Source organism: Exiguobacterium sp. UBA5002 (assembly GCF_002396765.1).
Taxonomy (GTDB): domain Bacteria; phylum Bacillota; class Bacilli; order Exiguobacteriales; family Exiguobacteriaceae; genus Exiguobacterium_A.
This window is the reverse complement of the sequence record NZ_DGYQ01000020.1, coordinates 109694-124377: the sequence shown is the minus strand read 5'-3', so window position 1 is coordinate 124377 and position 14684 is coordinate 109694. Positions and strand designations below refer to the sequence as shown.

Sequence of the window (14684 nt, the reverse complement as noted above, 5' to 3'; positions counted from 1 at the left end):
TGGGGTGGAAACCTTGAGTCCAGGATTAATAAAAATGTGGATCTCGTTCGCTGGCATTGGACTCTTTGCGATCAGTGTCTTGCTGGTCACGGTCAGTCGGACGAAGTTGAAGGGGTTATGGCAGGTTCTCGTATCGACTTTGGCATTCGTATGTTTCATCGTTGCGTCGATCATCATGGTATTCATCGTCATGGCGGGGCCAAGCGCATGAAGAAGTGGTTCGTGATCCTCATGCTCATTCCGGTGACGTTGTTATCGGGTTGTCTGTTTCCAGACAGTCAGAAACCGTCGAACCGCGTACCGTATCCGCAACAGTTGCGTACCGTACAGGATGCTGTCGATGCGTATCAAAAAGACACGGGTGTTTTGCCCATCAAGACGATGGAAGCAGATACTCCGCTCATGGAGCGTTATCAAATCGAATTAGGGCGGCTCATTCCGCGTTATATGAGTGATCCACCATCGAACAGTTTTGAAGGTGGCGGAACATTCATCTATCTGTTAGTCGATGTCGACACGAAACCGACTGTTAAGTTGATGGATTTACTTGTTGCAGAGGAGTTACAGAAGCTCCAAGTTCGGATTGATGCGTATCGGAAGAAGAACGAAAAGTATCCGTTTAAAGGATCGTTCGGAAAAAACCAGTTTACGCTTGACTATAAAAAACTATTCATCAAAAAAGAACCGACTGTCCCAAGTCCGTATTCAGATGAAAAGTTGTCGATCTATGTCGATGGTCAAGGACGCCTCTTCATCAACTATTTACCTGAGTTGAAGAAAGCTGTTCAAACTGCGAAGAAAAAGCCGAAAGTCGGTCAGGATATTCGGTATTTGCTCTATGAAGATCAACCTTTTGTTCCTGCCTATTCTCAAAGCTACACGATAAACGAAAAAGGCGAACCTGTGTTTTCAGAGGAATCGAGCGAAGAATCTGAAAATTGAACGTTATTTACACGAAAATGTTGTAATAGCAACGTTTATGGGGTATGATTACCCTCGAAGAAGTGATTGGGAGGGGGTGAAAGTAATGAACAAAACTGAACTCATTCAAGCAGTCGTCGAAAAATCAGGTCTTACAAAAAAAGACGTGACGAAAGTTGTTGAATCAACATTCGAATCAATCACTGAGACACTTCAGTCTGGAGAGAAAGTCCAATTGATTGGATTTGGTAACTTCGAAGTCCGTGAGCGTGCAGCCCGTAAAGGTCGCAACCCACGTACGAAAGAAGATATCGAGATTCCAGCAAGCAAAGTACCTGCCTTCAAACCAGGTAAAGCATTGAAAGATGCTGTGAAGTAATCCGGCTACATAGTCGCCCGAGATTTTCTCGGGCGGCTTTTTTGTGGACATTCAGAAGCGTGAAAGCCCGCCGATTATGGTATATTAAAAAAGAAGAACGTCCATCAACGAGATGGCACTGGAGATCGGGGGGTAAAAGCATGGAACAACATGAGCTGCGCGTGGATGAAATCATCACTGCACTCACCACTAAACAAACGACACGATTGGCTCGACATGTGGATTTCCCTTCCATCGATCGTGAACAGATCAGTTGGTTGATTGATGTCGCTCAACATGACACGCTGGATACGGAAGCACTCGTCAAAGCGATTCATTTCGCACAAGTAGCGCTACGTCTGCATGAGCGTGTCAATGAAACGCTACGCGGTTCGAAGGAGCGACAGTTGCTTGTATTAGCAGGGGATTTATTCTCGAGCTACTTTTTCGAACAGCTAGCTGGGTTACCAAAAGAGATTCTCGTTTCACTCGGACGGACGATTCAACGGGTCAACGAGGCAAAGTGTGCCCTTCACGAAATGAATTATGCATCGAAGGAAGAACGAGTTCTCTTATGGTTAACAGCAGAGTTCGGATTAATGCAAGGACTCGCAGCAATCACGAAACGAGAATGGCTGACACGACAGGGGCGGCAGATCATTCAACAACAGGCAGAACAATTGGATTTGGTCGCACAGAAATTACTGTTATCGCATCTCGAGCAGATGGCGGTAGCATGAGATCTTGGAAAGGGTGAGCGGTGTGCAGGCAAAAGATAAAGAAAAAAAAGTATATGAAGTGTTTCAATCGATATCAACGAACTATGATCAAATGAATTCAGTCATCAGCTTCCGACTGCATAAACTATGGAGACGCGAGACGATGCGCCGGATGCAAGTCTTCCCGGGTGCTAAATGTCTCGATCTTTGTTGTGGAACAGCGGACTGGACGATTCAACTAGCGAAAGCAGCCGGTCCGACAGGTGTCATCAAAGGACTTGATTTTTCAGAGAACATGCTAAGAGTCGGCGTGGAGAAGGTAGAAGCGCTCGATATGAAAAACATCGAATTGATTCACGGAAATGCGATGGATCTACCGTTCGGTGATAACTCGTTCGATTATGTGACGATCGGGTTTGGTCTACGAAACGTACCGGATTATCTACAGGTCATCAAAGAGATGCATCGTGTCTTAAAACCAGGTGGAACGGTCGTCTGTCTCGAGACGAGTCAACCGACGGCACCGATTTTCCGCGAGGCATATTCATTGTATTTCGGAAAAATCATGCCACAAGTCGGGCGATTGCTTGCGAAATCATACGATCAATACAACTGGCTACAAGAATCGACGGAAGTGTTCCTCGACCGCGTCGAACTGAAACAACTCTTCGAACAGGCAGGCTTCATGCAAGTGGAAGTCAAGGCATTCGCGGGTGGGGCTGCTGCGATGCACCTTGGGAAGAAGTGGTGAGATGTCACTGCATTCCATATACCGTGATGTCACGAAGGAAGTTAATTTAGTCGATCGTTTTCTGATCAGTCATATCGCTTCTGAGGAACCAACGATCGATGCGGCAGGAAAGCAACTGTTGAAGGCTGGTGGAAAACGGATTCGACCGGCATTCGTATTGTTAGCGTCTAAATTCGGTGAAGCAGATCGGGATGAGCTGATTCGTGTGGCGGCCAGTCTTGAGCTCGTCCATATGGCATCACTCGTTCATGACGATGTCATTGATGACGCGGAACTACGAAGAGGGAAACCGACTGTCATGCAATACTTTGATGAAGAAGTCGCACTGTATTCCGGGAACTATCTGTTTGGAGAGGCGATTCGATTGATTGGTGAAGTCGGAAAACCGGAACTTGTCCAAGTGATGGTCCATACGATGCGTGAAATTTGCGAAGGTGAGATTGAACAAATCTATGACCAATATGATTGGGAACAGTCGATTAAACGCTACATCAAACGGATCGAACGAAAAACAGCCATTCTCATCGAAGCGAGTTGTCACCTAGGTGCCATTGTTGCGAACTGTTCTGCAGCCGATACGAAAGCGTTACGGTTGTTTGGACGAGATATCGGACTTGCGTTTCAAATTGCTGACGATTTGCTTGATTTCACAGCGAATCGCACAGAACTTGGTAAGCCCGTAGCAGAGGATTTGCGTCATGGACACAAAACATTACCTGTCTTTTATGGTGCAGAAGATGCTGTCTTTTATGAACGTCTTTCAAAAATCGAGAGTATGCCAACACATGAAGAAGTCGCACCTTTATTGTCGTTTCTTCAAACTTCGGGTGCTCTCGAACGAACGCAACAAACAGTCGATCATTACATCCATCGTGCCATCAAACGTCTCGAACCATTACCTAAATCCTCTGCGAAGCGATCGCTTGAAGAAGTCGCGCGCTACGTTGGAAAACGAAAAGGTTGAAGATTGTCAAAAATTTCTTGCTGTTCTTCTTAAAAGCCAGTAAACTGACTATGTAAGCGCTTTTCTAAAAGCATTTCATAGGGGGAACTAGAGATGGAACAGACATTTTTGATGGTCAAACCAGATGGCGTAGAACGTGGATTGATTGGGGAAATCATTGGACGGATCGAACGCAAAGGATTCATCATTCGTGAAATGAAAATGATGAACGTCACAGAAGAGTTAGCAAAAGCACATTACGAAGAGCATGCGGAGAAACCGTTCTTTGGAGAGTTGGTCACTTTCCTCACATCAGGTCCTGTCGTTGCACTTCGTGTCGAGGGTGCAGACGTCGTTGCCGTCTCTCGTTTGATGATTGGGAAAACAAAACCACTTGAAGCAGCACCTGGAACGATCCGTGGTGATTTCGCGAACACGATGAGCGAGAATGTCATCCATGGTTCGGATAGTGTCGAGAGTGCGGAGCGTGAGCTTGCCCTCTGGTTTCAAGGACAACCAGTCAACGCGTAATAAATGAATAGAAAGACAACGGGGAAGGGATTCGATTTGATCGAATCCCTTTTGTCGTGTTCTTGTAAAACGGAATGACCCAATTGTCTAATTGCTTTTTGGAATGCCTATAGCTTTATGCTACTATAGAAAATAAGTTGAACCGGTCATGGAAATGACCATTCGATATCGAGAGTGAGCGAGGTGTGCCAATTGGAAGATTATGAACTTTTTATTCAACGATTCAAGACCAAATCAGGGATTGATCTCGGTCAGTATAAAGAAGCACAGATGAAGCGGCGATTGACGGCGTTACGTGACAAAAAAGGATATAGTACATTTGCTTCTTATATGCAGGCAATGGATAAGGACACATCGTTATACGACGAGTTTTTAGACCGGATGACGATCAATGTCAGTGAATTTTTCCGTAATCCGATTCGTTGGCAACAATTGGAACAAGATATCTTACCGATCCTAGAGTCGCGAGCACATGGACGAATCCGGACGTGGAGCGCAGCTTGTTCGACCGGAGAAGAACCATACTCTCTCGCGATGATTTTAAGTGAACGGCTCGATCCATCCGCCTTTACGATTCAAGCAACGGATTTGGATGAACTCGTTCTTGAAAAAGCCAAGCTTGGTCGATATGGAGCTTCTGCATTGAATGAAGTCGTCGAAGCGCGTAAAAAGAAATATTTCATCGAGCAAGAGCAAACGTTCGAAGTCGTTCCAGAAATCAAACGACTCGTTCGTTTCAGTAAACATAATCTGTTAGGAGACCGGTACGATACGGGGTTTGATTTAATCATCTGCCGCAACGTGCTGATTTATTTTACAGAAGAAGCGAAAGCGCACGTCTATCGTTCGTTCGTCGAGGCCTTAAAGCCAGGCGGAATCCTATTCGTTGGTGGAACGGAACAAATTTTCCAACCCGAACGGTTTGGGTTAAAGATGAAACAGAGCTTCTTTTACGAAAAAATCGGTTGATCAGGAAGGGATGAAGCGAATGCGTTACATGACAGCAGGAGAATCACATGGAAAAGGGTTGACCGTCATCATCGATGGGATGCCAGCAGGACTCACGATTGATTTCGAAGCCATCCAGCGTGAAATGACACGTCGCCAAGGCGGATACGGACGCGGACGACGCATGCAAATTGAACAGGATCAAATTGATGCACGTGGCGGGATCCGTCATGGATATACGACGGGATCACCAATCAGTTTGTTCATCGAGAATAAGGATCATACGCACTGGACACAAGTCATGCAAGCGGAACCGCTCGAAGAACAGTTGGAGCGCCCGCGGACGTTGACGCGTCCACGTCCTGGACATGCGGATCTCGTTGGTGGATTGAAGTACGGTCATCGCGATTTACGCGATGTACTAGAACGTTCTTCCGCTCGTGAGACGGCAGCACGTGTTGCCGTCGGCGCCTTCGCTAAACAATTACTGAATGAACTCGGGATTGAAGTGTTCTCGCACGTACGGTCGATCGGTGGCATCGATGCACCGTGGAAGGATCCCGTCGAACATCAGGAAACGATTGACGCTTCACCCGTTCGATGTGCTGACGAACAAGCAGGACAACGGATGATGGAGGAAATTGATGCGGCCAAAAAAGAAGGGGATACACTCGGCGGTGAAATCGAAGTCGTCGTGACAGGCATGATGCCAGGCGTCGGGTCCTTCACCCAAAACGATCTAAAGCTCGACAGCCGGATTGCACAAGCTGTCATTAGCGTCAATGCGATGAAATCAGTCGGTTTTGGTGACGGATATGAACTTGGTCGTCGCAAGGGGAGTACCGTCCAAGATGAAATCGTTCATGATGCATCCGGCTATCATCGGCGGACGAACCATCTAGGCGGAATCGAAGGCGGGATGTCGACAGGCATGCCGATTCGCGTCCAAATTGCGATGAAGCCGATTCCGACGCTTTATCGTCCACTGCAATCAGTCGATATCGAGACGAAGGAAGCATTCACGGCACAAATCGAGCGAAGTGATGCCTGTGCCGTTCCAGCCGCATCGGTTGTTCTAGAAGCCGTCGTCGCATTTGAGATTGCGGTCGCTATCCTTGAAATGTTCGGGACATCGACACTCGATCGTCTTCAGGCTGCCGTCGCTGCTTATAAAGAGGAGGTTCGGACGTTTTGATCGAATTTGATATCCGGTTGAACACGTCATATCCAGTACTTATCGGAAATGGGGCATTAGCCCGGTTATCGCATCTTTCAGCGCTGAACGAGGCGGACCGCATCTGGGTCATCACGGATGAAACGGTACATCACTTGCAGATGGATCGATTGCAGGATGCGTTAGCGGATGTATCGCCGTCGATCGACGTTCATATCAGCACTGTTGCGCCTGGGGAGCACAGTAAGTCGCTTGCCGTTTATGGCGCTCTACTCGAAGAAGGGGTTCGGTATGGGATGACACGTCATAGCCTGATCCTTGCGTTTGGCGGTGGAATGATTGGTGATTTAGCGGGATTCGTCGCGGCAACCTTTTTGCGCGGCATCCCGTTCATTCAAATTCCGACGACACTGTTAGCGCACGATTCAAGTGTTGGTGGAAAGGTTGGTCTTAACCTCTCCCTCGGTAAAAACTTAGTCGGTGCATTTTATCAGCCAAGTGGTGTCGTGTATGATTTAACGCTCCTTCAGACATTACCAGACCGGGAATGGCGAAGTGGCTTCTTTGAGTTAGTCAAGCATGGGTTCCTTGCGCGACCATCATTTGCGGATTCGTTACTCGATATTTCGCTGGATGCTGTCAAAGGACTCGATTTGGAAGACTGGCTCGCACGGGGGATTAATGTGAAACGGGATATCGTCGAACAAGATGAGACGGAGCAAGGGATGCGTGCCTTTTTGAATTATGGACATACGTTCGGTCATGCCGTTGAATATGCGAGTCCTGGTCTTGCGCATGGCGAGGCAGTAGGGATCGGACTCGTCTTCGTCAAGTTCTTGGAAGGAAATGACGGACAGGCGAAACAGCTCGGGCAATTGCTCCACCGTCTTGGAACGGAATTACCGGATCGACAATCGTTTAAGACATACCTTGAACTGATGCGTCGCGACAAGAAGAACCACCAAGAAATGATTCGATTCGTCCTTGAAAAAGAAGGGCGCTTCATTTTAGAAGCGATCAACGAAGAACGATTGCGCCAAGCATTCAATCAAACAGTGAGGTGTCTAGAATGGGCTTAAGAGGAACAGTACAAGTACCTGGCGATAAATCAATGACGCACCGTGCTTTCCTGTTCGGCGGAATCGCCGAGGGAACGACACATGTCAGAAACGCACTTGAAGGGGCCGATTGTCTTGCTTCACTAGTAGCGATGCAGGCGCTCGGTGCACAAATCGATCGAACATCAGAGGAAATTCGGATCACCGGAACGGATACGTTCCAAGAAGCGACGATCGATTGCGGAAACTCGGGGACGACGATTCGTCTCTTGAGCGGTATCCTAGCAGGCGGTCAAGCGACATATGCGCTCGATGGCGACGCTTCCTTGCGCAGACGTCCGATGAAACGAATCACGGAACCGCTTGCCTTATTCGGAGCGAACATCACAGGTGAGACGGCGCCGCTTCACATCACAGGAACGCCGCTTGTCGGAACGACGTATACGTTGCCAGTCGCAAGTGCACAAGTGAAAAGTGCCGTGTTGCTCGCAGGTCTGCATGCGACGGGTGAGACGACAGTCATCGAGCCAATCCTGTCACGCGACCATACGGAACGGATGTTGCCGCAGTTCGGTGTTGACGTAGCGATCGATGAACGTGAGGATGGTCGGCACATTCGTGTTCAAGGTCCTGTACGCTTACAAGCAACGTCACTCGACATTCCAGGCGATCCATCGTCAGCAGCGTTTTGGTGGACGGCAGCAGCAATCGGGCAGGATAGTCGCATCACGACGACCCACGTCTTGATGAATCCGACACGGATTGGTTTTTTACAGACGTTACGCCAGATGGGTGCAAGTGTCGAAATCAATCATCGCTCAGAAGACGGTGGAGAGGAGACGGCAGATGTGACCGTCGAGACGATATCGTTACAAGCAATCACGGTCGAAGGTGATCAGATTCCATCCTTGATTGATGAGATTCCGTTACTCGCTTTGCTTGCGACGCAAGCGGAAGGACGAACAATCATTCGCGATGCACAAGAGCTTCGTGTCAAGGAAACGGATCGGATTGACACGGTCGTGACGGCATTACAGCGTCTTGGAGCGAACATCGAGGCAACGGATGACGGCATGATCATCGAAGGACCGACACCTCTGCAAGCAGCGGAAGTCGACAGTGCAGGTGATCACCGGCTCGCGATGATGTTGACGATCGCGGCGACGATCAATCCAGAAATTATGGTTCATGGACGCGAAGTAGTTGAAGTCAGCTACCCAACGTTCTATGATGATTTAAAGAGACTTCAATCCGACCAATCTGAGTAAGCAATAGGCGGATGACAGAAAGTGGGGCGTTTGCCTTGAATGAACAACTATTGAATGGCATCATCGAAGAATTAGAACATGGTCACACCTCGGAAGCGTTAGCAGCATTAGAAAAACTCGAAAAGACAGGAACGGATGAGGACCGCCTCGCCGTTGCCGATCTCTATATCGAACTCGGTTTGTCTGACCGGGCGGTCGATCTCTTGGCGCCGCTTTACGTCGAATATGCGGGTAACGCGGGAGTAGCCTTGTTACTAGCAGAGTGTTATATCGATTTGGATCGCGAAGAAGAAGCGATCTCCGTCCTCGAACAGGTCGACACAATGGACACGGAATATGGTCCACGTTCTCTCGTATTACTCGCTGACCTCTATCAGTCGCAAGGTCTTGACGAAGTAGCGTTAGCGAAGCTGAAGGAAGCGCGTAACCTTGCACCGGACGAACCGTTACTAGCATACGGTTTGGCTGAGCTCTACATGACGCTTGGTGCGTTTGATCAGGCGGTACCGTTATTCGCCGAAATCGCGGAGCGACCAGAGTTACGTGCTGAATTGCCGCTCGATGCCCTTTACGCGGAATCACTCGCGATGACAGGACAATTTGAAGATGCGATTCCACTGTACGAACGTGCTGTCGCAGAACGTTCCGACCTGCATACGCTGTTTGGTCTTGCGATGACGGCTCACCGTGTCGGTCAACATCAAAAAGCGGTCGAGACATTCCAGCAATTGATTGCACAGGATCCTGACTATACGTCGGCGTACGTACCATATGCGGAAAGCCAAGCCGAACTTGGTTTGACAAAAGAAGCACTGAACGTCATCAAACAAGGAATGGAGCGCGACGATTACAATGATGAGTTGCGGACGATGGAAGCCTTGTTCCTTCTGAAACTCGGCGATCGCGCTGGAAGCGTCCAAGCGCTACGTGAAGCGCTTGCCTTGAATCCGGAATCGATCGTCGCAGCGGAACGTTTGCTGTCGTTACTTGCTGAAGACGAGGACCACGAAGCGATGATCGAGACGATCTCTGCCATCGAAGAACACGTCACGGCTCCGATTCTAACATGGTACCGGGCACGCGCTTTGTATGCCTTAGAGGAATACACACAAGCGATGGAGAATTATGCGATAGTCGAAGGTGCATTCACGGAAGATGCGCTCTTCTTGAAAGAGTATGGATTCGCACTCGTCGAGGAAGGACGGCGTGAAAAGGGACAACGTCTTCTCCGCCGCGCTGCTAAGTTGACACCAGAAGATAACGAACTCGTCGACTATGTTGAACGAATGGATGGATGACTTCACGGGAGAAGGGAGTAGGATTGAGATGATAGAGAGAAAGCAGCGATTCTTACGCCGCATCTTGACCTATTACACGTTAAAGCGACGGGAAGCGAAATGGATCATCGATTATTGGCTGCGTAATGAGGCAAAACTCGAGCAAGTACACTTCGTCCAAAATGCGACCTTCGCTCCGAAGGCAATCATCATGACGACATACGGGTTCGATGCGGAACCGTTTCTCTTCAAAAAAGGGGATGTCACAACGTTAGATCCAGAAAAAGCGTATCATGACATCCGCCTGACCTCGGAAGATATCTATATCGAGTTGAACTTCCAAGGTATGATGATGGATGACGAGTATTTGTCTTTACTAGAAGAAAATCCGTTTCGCCCAGAAGTTGCAGTTGAACCGCGCTTAGCGGATGAAGCGACACATTTCATCGCGGTCACGGTCAATCGGCAGGAAGAAGAACGTTTAGTCCGCTTGATTGATGAAGCGCTGGATGCACGCGATCAACATCGATTCCACTCTCTTTCCGAACAGTTACGGCTCGTTCGAAGTCAACTTCCTTAACAGAAGGACTCTATTGCCCAGCGGAGGTAGTAGGGTCCTTTCGTATGTGAAGATTTGTGCAAAATATGAAGAAAAATAGAGTGGAATTTCATAAAACGTTCACATTAAGAGAGTAGGAGGAAATGCGGATATGATACATTAAATGTGACGAATTGTAAGTACGAAGAAAGGGGGAAATGACTTGCGTTTCAAACCATCCGACGTACAGCGGACACGAAGCGAGCAAGAGTACATCGATACGCTGATCGTGCCTTTGCTTCCGGTCGGTTTCGATGAGGCGATGCATGCTTACGCGGAATGCGCAGACATGACATTGACGGTGGCGTCCGAAGTCGAACGCCAGCTATCCGGACGGGCGTTGCTCGTTCCTGCTCTGACCTATATCGATGCACCGTCGATCGAACAGTTGGAAGGATGGCGTCAAGCGGCTGCTTCCGGGCAATTCCGTTTCATCACCTTCATCACCGCTGATTTAAGGTGGAAGGAGACTGCCGCAGAAGAGATTATCTACGTGCCACGTCTAGCTCTTGAGACGATGAGTCGTGACCAACAAGGTCAGATGGTCGGGAATTTTGTTGGACAAGTTCTCGAACAGTTAGGAAACCGTTGGACCGCGCTATGAAGCGGTTGACGCAATGATTTTATTAAGATACTATTACCATGTGAGAAATTTGTGTGAAGTACTGTCGTCTTGGGGCACAGCGTACATCACAAGGGGGGATCGAGATGGCTCAAAACGGGTCTAACGTAACACGTCGTCAATTCTTGACGTATACATTGACAGGCGTCGGCGGTTTCATGGCTGCGACAATGGTCATGCCGATGGTCAACTTCGCAGTTGATCCAGTCCTGAAGAAATCAGGAGCAGGCGATAAAGTAAAAGTAATGAAGTTGTCGGATATCACGACAGAACCAAAACGGGTCGACTTCAAGAAACAAACGCAAGATGCGTGGTATGAGTTCGAAGAAACGTTGTCGGCTTGGGTGTTCAAAGATGATAAGGGAGAAATTTTGGCCCTTTCACCGATTTGTAAACACTTAGGTTGCCAAGTCAGCTTCGGCGCAGATCCAACGCACCCGGAGCAATTCTATTGCCCATGTCACTTCGGACGGTATACGAAGGATGGCACGAACGTACCTGGTACGCCTCCAACGAAACCACTCGATGAGTATGAAATGCAACAGAAAGATGGTTACCTCTACCTTGGTAAACCAGTCGAAAGAGGTGCGTAAGCGATGATGCAAAAAATCTATGATTGGATTGATGAGCGCGTTGATATTACGCCGCTCTGGCGAGACATCGCCGATCATGAAGTACCGGAGCACGTCAACCCGGCACATAACTTTTCAGCTTTCGTTTATTGTTTTGGCGGATTGACGTTCTTTACGATCGTCATCCAGATTCTTTCGGGGATGTTCTTGACGATGTATTATGTACCGGACATCATCAACGCACACGCGTCCGTCTACTATCTACAAAACGAAGTCGCACACGGACAAATCGTTCGTGGTATGCACCACTGGGGTGCGTCTGTCGTTATCGTAATGTTGTTCCTACATACATTACGTGTCTTCTTCACTGGTTCATACAAAAAACCACGTGAATTGAACTGGGTCGTCGGAGTTCTCTTGTTCTTCGTCGTCTTAGCTCTCGGTCTGACAGGATACCTATTGCCTTGGGACATGAAAGCGTTGTTCGCGACAAAAGTTACGATTCAGATTGCTGAAAGTATCCCGGTCATCGGTGGTATCGCGAAGACCCTCCTTGCGGGTGGAGAAATCGTCGGCGCAAGTACAATCGCTCGATTCTTTGCGATTCACGTCTTCTTCCTTCCTGCAGCATTGTTCGTCTTGCTCGGGGCCCACTTCTTGATGATCCGTAAACAAGGGATCTCTGGACCACTTTAAACCGACTATCATCTAGACAACAAAAAAGGGGGAGAACACGATGCATCGTGGTAAAGGAATGAAATTCGTCACCGATTCACGGGTGTCGATCAATAACCGGATGCCGAACAAGTCAAAAGACTATTCGGAATATCCAGGTCGAACGGAAGCGTTCTGGCCGAACTTCTTACTTCGCGAATGGATGGTTGGAGCGGTCTTCTTGATCGGCTTCATGACTCTGACAATCGTAGAAGCAGCACCACTTCAAAACATTGCCGATCCGACGAATACGTCGTACATTCCACTTCCGGACTGGTACTTCCTATTCCTCTATCAGCTCTTGAAATACCAATTCGCTGCAGGTCCATACATCTTGATGGGAACAGTCATCCTTCCAGGTCTTGCGTTCACAGCACTTCTCGTCGCGCCATGGCTCGACCAAGGTCTTGAACGCCGTCCTGCGAAACGGCCAGTCGCCGTCAGCATGATGCTCCTCGCAGTCGTCTCGATCGTCTTCTTGACATGGGAATCTGTTCAAACGACACACTGGGATACCATCCACAAGCAAGGTGAGTTGACGATGAACGAAGGACCAAAAATTGATACATCGGCAAAAGGATACGAAATTTATTCGAACCAGTCATGTGTCAACTGTCATGGTAAGAACCTCGAAGGTGGAGCAGCAGCTCCAGCGCTCGTCGGAACGAAAAAGACTGAAAAAGAGATTTATGATATCGCAGTCAAAGGTGTCGGTTCGATGCCGGCTGGTCAGTTCAAAGGCTCAGATGCCGATCATAAAGAACTTGCGAAATTCATCGCTTCATACGGTGAAGGCGGCGAAAACAATAAATAAGCCAAAAGCCGGGGGAGCAATCCTCCGGCTTTTGTCGATGATGAGGTGAAACGATTGCAAGGAATATTTACTTTACTCCGTCATAAAGCCGTGCTTTGGATCGTCGGATTGATCAACTTAGCAGGCACCTTATACGGCTACTACTGGTATGAACCACAACTCGCGACATCGAAGTGGTACTTCTATCCGTTCATTCCGGATAGCCCAACCGCATCGCTGTTCCTTACGATCATCGTTTTTCTATGGATTTTCGGACGACGTTCCCGCTTGTTTGAAGCGCTCGCATTCGTGACATTGATCAAATATGGTGTCTGGGCGGTCGTCATGAATGCCTTGATGTTGAACGAACTCGGCACATCAAACGCCTACTTAACAACGATGGCACTGATGCTGATGGTGTCGCACGGAGCGATGGCGTTTCAGGCGTTGTTATTCAGTCCTTTGATGACATTTCGCGTCAAGGAGCTTGTTCTCGTTGCGATTTGGGTCGTTCATAACGATGTCGTCGATTATGTCCTTGGGCAATGGCCCCGCTACCCGGCGCTTGCAGAGCACATCAAATGGATCGGATACGGTTCTTTCTGGTTGACTGGATTATGTCTTTTGATGGGATATCTGTTTGTCGCACGCGATTCAATTGACAATAAGGTCGCTTGAACATAAAATAGACCTATAAACAAAAAAGAAAGGAACGATGTCTCGTGGCAAACTATTTGATTTATCTCGCGATCATCATGATCGTCCCGATTTGGGCTCAGATGCGGGTGCGGAGCACCTATAAAAAATATCAAGATGTTCCGATTCAGAGTGGGGTGACAGGAGCACAGGTCGCAGACTTCATCATGAAGCAGAACGGCATCACGAACGTCCGTCTCGAGCCGATCGGTGGAACGATGTCCGACCATTATGACCCGACGAACAAAGTCGTTCGTTTGTCGGAAGACGTCTATTATGGTTCGACGGTCTCAGCCGTTTCGATTGCGGCACACGAAATCGGTCACGTCATTCAAGATGCGACGGATTACAATATGATGCGTGTCCGTCACCGGATTGCACCTGTCGCGTCGATTACGTCGAACTTATCGTTCCCACTGTTGTTGATTGGTCTATTCGCTGGGTTCACTGGTCTTGCGATGCTTGGTGTCGTCTTGATGCTCGGTGCCGTCGTCTTCCAACTCGTCACGTTACCGGTCGAGTTTGATGCCTCGAATCGAGCGATGGCGCAGTTGACGGAGCATGGAATCATCGACGCTGAAGAAGAACGTGGTTCACGTCGTGTCTTAAACGCAGCGGCTTGGACGTACGTCGCAGCAACACTTGTCGCCGTCGCCGAGTTTCTTCGTCTCGCACTGCTCGTCTTCAACCCGTCAAGTGATGACTAAAATGAAAAACACGGATTGCTCGTTTGAGCGATCC

At 48.5% G+C, this 14684-nt stretch carries 19 protein-coding genes; all 19 read left to right on the top strand.

The features are described 5' to 3' along the window. The first annotated feature begins 34 nt into the window (after nucleotides 1-34). The 19 genes from B4C70_RS04945 (at nucleotide 35) to B4C70_RS04855 (ending at nucleotide 14650) form a co-directional block, all read left to right on the top strand. Nucleotides 35-211, top strand: coding sequence for a DUF2768 domain-containing protein (locus B4C70_RS04945; RefSeq protein ID WP_290777301.1), 177 nt, complete (start codon nucleotides 35-37; stop codon nucleotides 209-211). Beyond that, complete coding sequence (locus tag B4C70_RS04940) at nucleotides 208-942, top strand: hypothetical protein (protein ID WP_029342012.1); 735 nt, start codon at nucleotides 208-210, stop codon at nucleotides 940-942. The genes B4C70_RS04945 and B4C70_RS04940 overlap by 4 nt, the downstream gene beginning before the upstream one ends. Nucleotides 943-1027: 85 nt before the next feature. Further along, on the top strand, nucleotides 1028-1300 hold the full coding sequence (locus tag B4C70_RS04935; RefSeq protein WP_012370671.1) for an HU family DNA-binding protein: 273 nt from the start codon (nucleotides 1028-1030) through the stop codon (nucleotides 1298-1300). Nucleotides 1301-1440: 140 nt separating this feature from the next. Continuing rightward, entirely contained in the window at nucleotides 1441-2019 is a 579-nt protein-coding gene (locus B4C70_RS04930) for a heptaprenyl diphosphate synthase component 1 (RefSeq protein ID WP_290777299.1), read from the top strand. A 22-nt stretch (nucleotides 2020-2041) separates the two neighbouring features. Beyond that, on the top strand, nucleotides 2042-2749 hold the full coding sequence (locus B4C70_RS04925; RefSeq protein ID WP_023468641.1) for a demethylmenaquinone methyltransferase: 708 nt from the start codon (nucleotides 2042-2044) through the stop codon (nucleotides 2747-2749). Between the two features lies 1 nt (nucleotide 2750). Further along, nucleotides 2751-3713, top strand: a complete 963-nt coding sequence (locus tag B4C70_RS04920) for a polyprenyl synthetase family protein (protein ID WP_023468640.1) — start codon at nucleotides 2751-2753, stop codon at nucleotides 3711-3713. Nucleotides 3714-3806: 93 nt separating this feature from the next. Further along, nucleotides 3807-4223 carry a nucleoside-diphosphate kinase gene (ndk, locus tag B4C70_RS04915; protein ID WP_023468639.1) on the top strand — a complete coding sequence of 139 codons (417 nt, stop codon included), beginning with the start codon at nucleotides 3807-3809 and terminating at the stop codon, nucleotides 4221-4223. A gap of 192 nt (nucleotides 4224-4415) precedes the next feature. Beyond that, a complete protein-coding gene (locus B4C70_RS04910; protein WP_023468638.1) occupies nucleotides 4416-5192 on the top strand; it encodes a CheR family methyltransferase in 777 nt (258 codons plus the stop codon). 19 nt (nucleotides 5193-5211) lie between these two features. Beyond that, a complete protein-coding gene (gene aroC / locus B4C70_RS04905) occupies nucleotides 5212-6366 on the top strand; it encodes a chorismate synthase (protein ID WP_035396818.1) in 1155 nt (384 codons plus the stop codon). Further along, on the top strand, nucleotides 6363-7424 hold the full coding sequence (gene aroB / locus B4C70_RS04900) for a 3-dehydroquinate synthase (protein ID WP_290777296.1): 1062 nt from the start codon (nucleotides 6363-6365) through the stop codon (nucleotides 7422-7424). Before aroC ends, aroB begins: the two co-directional genes overlap by 4 nt. Then, the gene (gene aroA, locus B4C70_RS04895; protein WP_290777294.1) at nucleotides 7415-8671 is read left to right on the top strand and encodes a 3-phosphoshikimate 1-carboxyvinyltransferase; all 1257 of its coding nucleotides are present in this window, start codon (nucleotides 7415-7417) and stop codon (nucleotides 8669-8671) included. The genes aroB and aroA overlap by 10 nt, the downstream gene beginning before the upstream one ends. A gap of 35 nt (nucleotides 8672-8706) precedes the next feature. Continuing rightward, nucleotides 8707-9969 carry a tetratricopeptide repeat protein gene (locus B4C70_RS04890; protein WP_290777292.1) on the top strand — a complete coding sequence of 421 codons (1263 nt, stop codon included), beginning with the start codon at nucleotides 8707-8709 and terminating at the stop codon, nucleotides 9967-9969. 28 nt (nucleotides 9970-9997) lie between these two features. Further along, a complete protein-coding gene (locus B4C70_RS04885; RefSeq protein ID WP_029342003.1) occupies nucleotides 9998-10528 on the top strand; it encodes a ReoY family proteolytic degradation factor in 531 nt (176 codons plus the stop codon). Nucleotides 10529-10709: 181 nt separating this feature from the next. Next, nucleotides 10710-11150, top strand: a complete 441-nt coding sequence (locus B4C70_RS04880) for a DUF2487 family protein (protein ID WP_214727283.1) — start codon at nucleotides 10710-10712, stop codon at nucleotides 11148-11150. A 104-nt stretch (nucleotides 11151-11254) separates the two neighbouring features. Continuing rightward, nucleotides 11255-11761: a ubiquinol-cytochrome c reductase iron-sulfur subunit gene (locus B4C70_RS04875; protein ID WP_035396830.1), complete on the top strand. Its 507-nt coding sequence runs from the start codon at nucleotides 11255-11257 to the stop codon at nucleotides 11759-11761. A 3-nt stretch (nucleotides 11762-11764) separates the two neighbouring features. Then, nucleotides 11765-12436 carry a menaquinol-cytochrome c reductase cytochrome b subunit gene (gene qcrB, locus B4C70_RS04870; protein WP_214854423.1) on the top strand — a complete coding sequence of 224 codons (672 nt, stop codon included), beginning with the start codon at nucleotides 11765-11767 and terminating at the stop codon, nucleotides 12434-12436. A gap of 40 nt (nucleotides 12437-12476) precedes the next feature. Then, entirely contained in the window at nucleotides 12477-13268 is a 792-nt protein-coding gene (locus B4C70_RS04865; RefSeq protein ID WP_035407183.1) for a menaquinol-cytochrome c reductase cytochrome b/c subunit, read from the top strand. Nucleotides 13269-13322: 54 nt separating this feature from the next. Next, the gene (locus B4C70_RS04860) at nucleotides 13323-13925 is read left to right on the top strand and encodes a DUF1405 domain-containing protein (protein ID WP_290777288.1); all 603 of its coding nucleotides are present in this window, start codon (nucleotides 13323-13325) and stop codon (nucleotides 13923-13925) included. A gap of 44 nt (nucleotides 13926-13969) precedes the next feature. Further along, complete coding sequence (locus B4C70_RS04855) at nucleotides 13970-14650, top strand: zinc metallopeptidase (RefSeq protein WP_290777286.1); 681 nt, start codon at nucleotides 13970-13972, stop codon at nucleotides 14648-14650. Nucleotides 14651-14684: the final 34 nt, after the last annotated feature.

Bases quoted from the DNA above. Each gene is read 5' to 3' on its own strand.
- B4C70_RS04875 (WP_035396830.1), top strand. From the start codon at position 11,255: ATGGCTCAAAACGGGTCTAACGTAACACGTCGTCAATTCTTGACGTAT.
- B4C70_RS04930 (WP_290777299.1), top strand. From the start codon at position 1,441: ATGGAACAACATGAGCTGCGCGTGGATGAAATCATCACTGCACTCACC.
- B4C70_RS04935 (WP_012370671.1), top strand. From the start codon at position 1,028: ATGAACAAAACTGAACTCATTCAAGCAGTCGTCGAAAAATCAGGTCTT.
- aroA (WP_290777294.1), top strand. From the start codon at position 7,415: ATGGGCTTAAGAGGAACAGTACAAGTACCTGGCGATAAATCAATGACG.
- B4C70_RS04945 (WP_290777301.1), top strand. From the start codon at position 35: ATGTGGATCTCGTTCGCTGGCATTGGACTCTTTGCGATCAGTGTCTTG.
- ndk (WP_023468639.1), top strand. From the start codon at position 3,807: ATGGAACAGACATTTTTGATGGTCAAACCAGATGGCGTAGAACGTGGA.
- qcrB (WP_214854423.1), top strand. From the start codon at position 11,765: ATGATGCAAAAAATCTATGATTGGATTGATGAGCGCGTTGATATTACG.
- B4C70_RS04885 (WP_029342003.1), top strand. From the start codon at position 9,998: ATGATAGAGAGAAAGCAGCGATTCTTACGCCGCATCTTGACCTATTAC.
- B4C70_RS04920 (WP_023468640.1), top strand. From the start codon at position 2,751: ATGTCACTGCATTCCATATACCGTGATGTCACGAAGGAAGTTAATTTA.
- B4C70_RS04940 (WP_029342012.1), top strand. From the start codon at position 208: ATGAAGAAGTGGTTCGTGATCCTCATGCTCATTCCGGTGACGTTGTTA.
- aroC (WP_035396818.1), top strand. From the start codon at position 5,212: ATGCGTTACATGACAGCAGGAGAATCACATGGAAAAGGGTTGACCGTC.
- B4C70_RS04865 (WP_035407183.1), top strand. From the start codon at position 12,477: ATGCATCGTGGTAAAGGAATGAAATTCGTCACCGATTCACGGGTGTCG.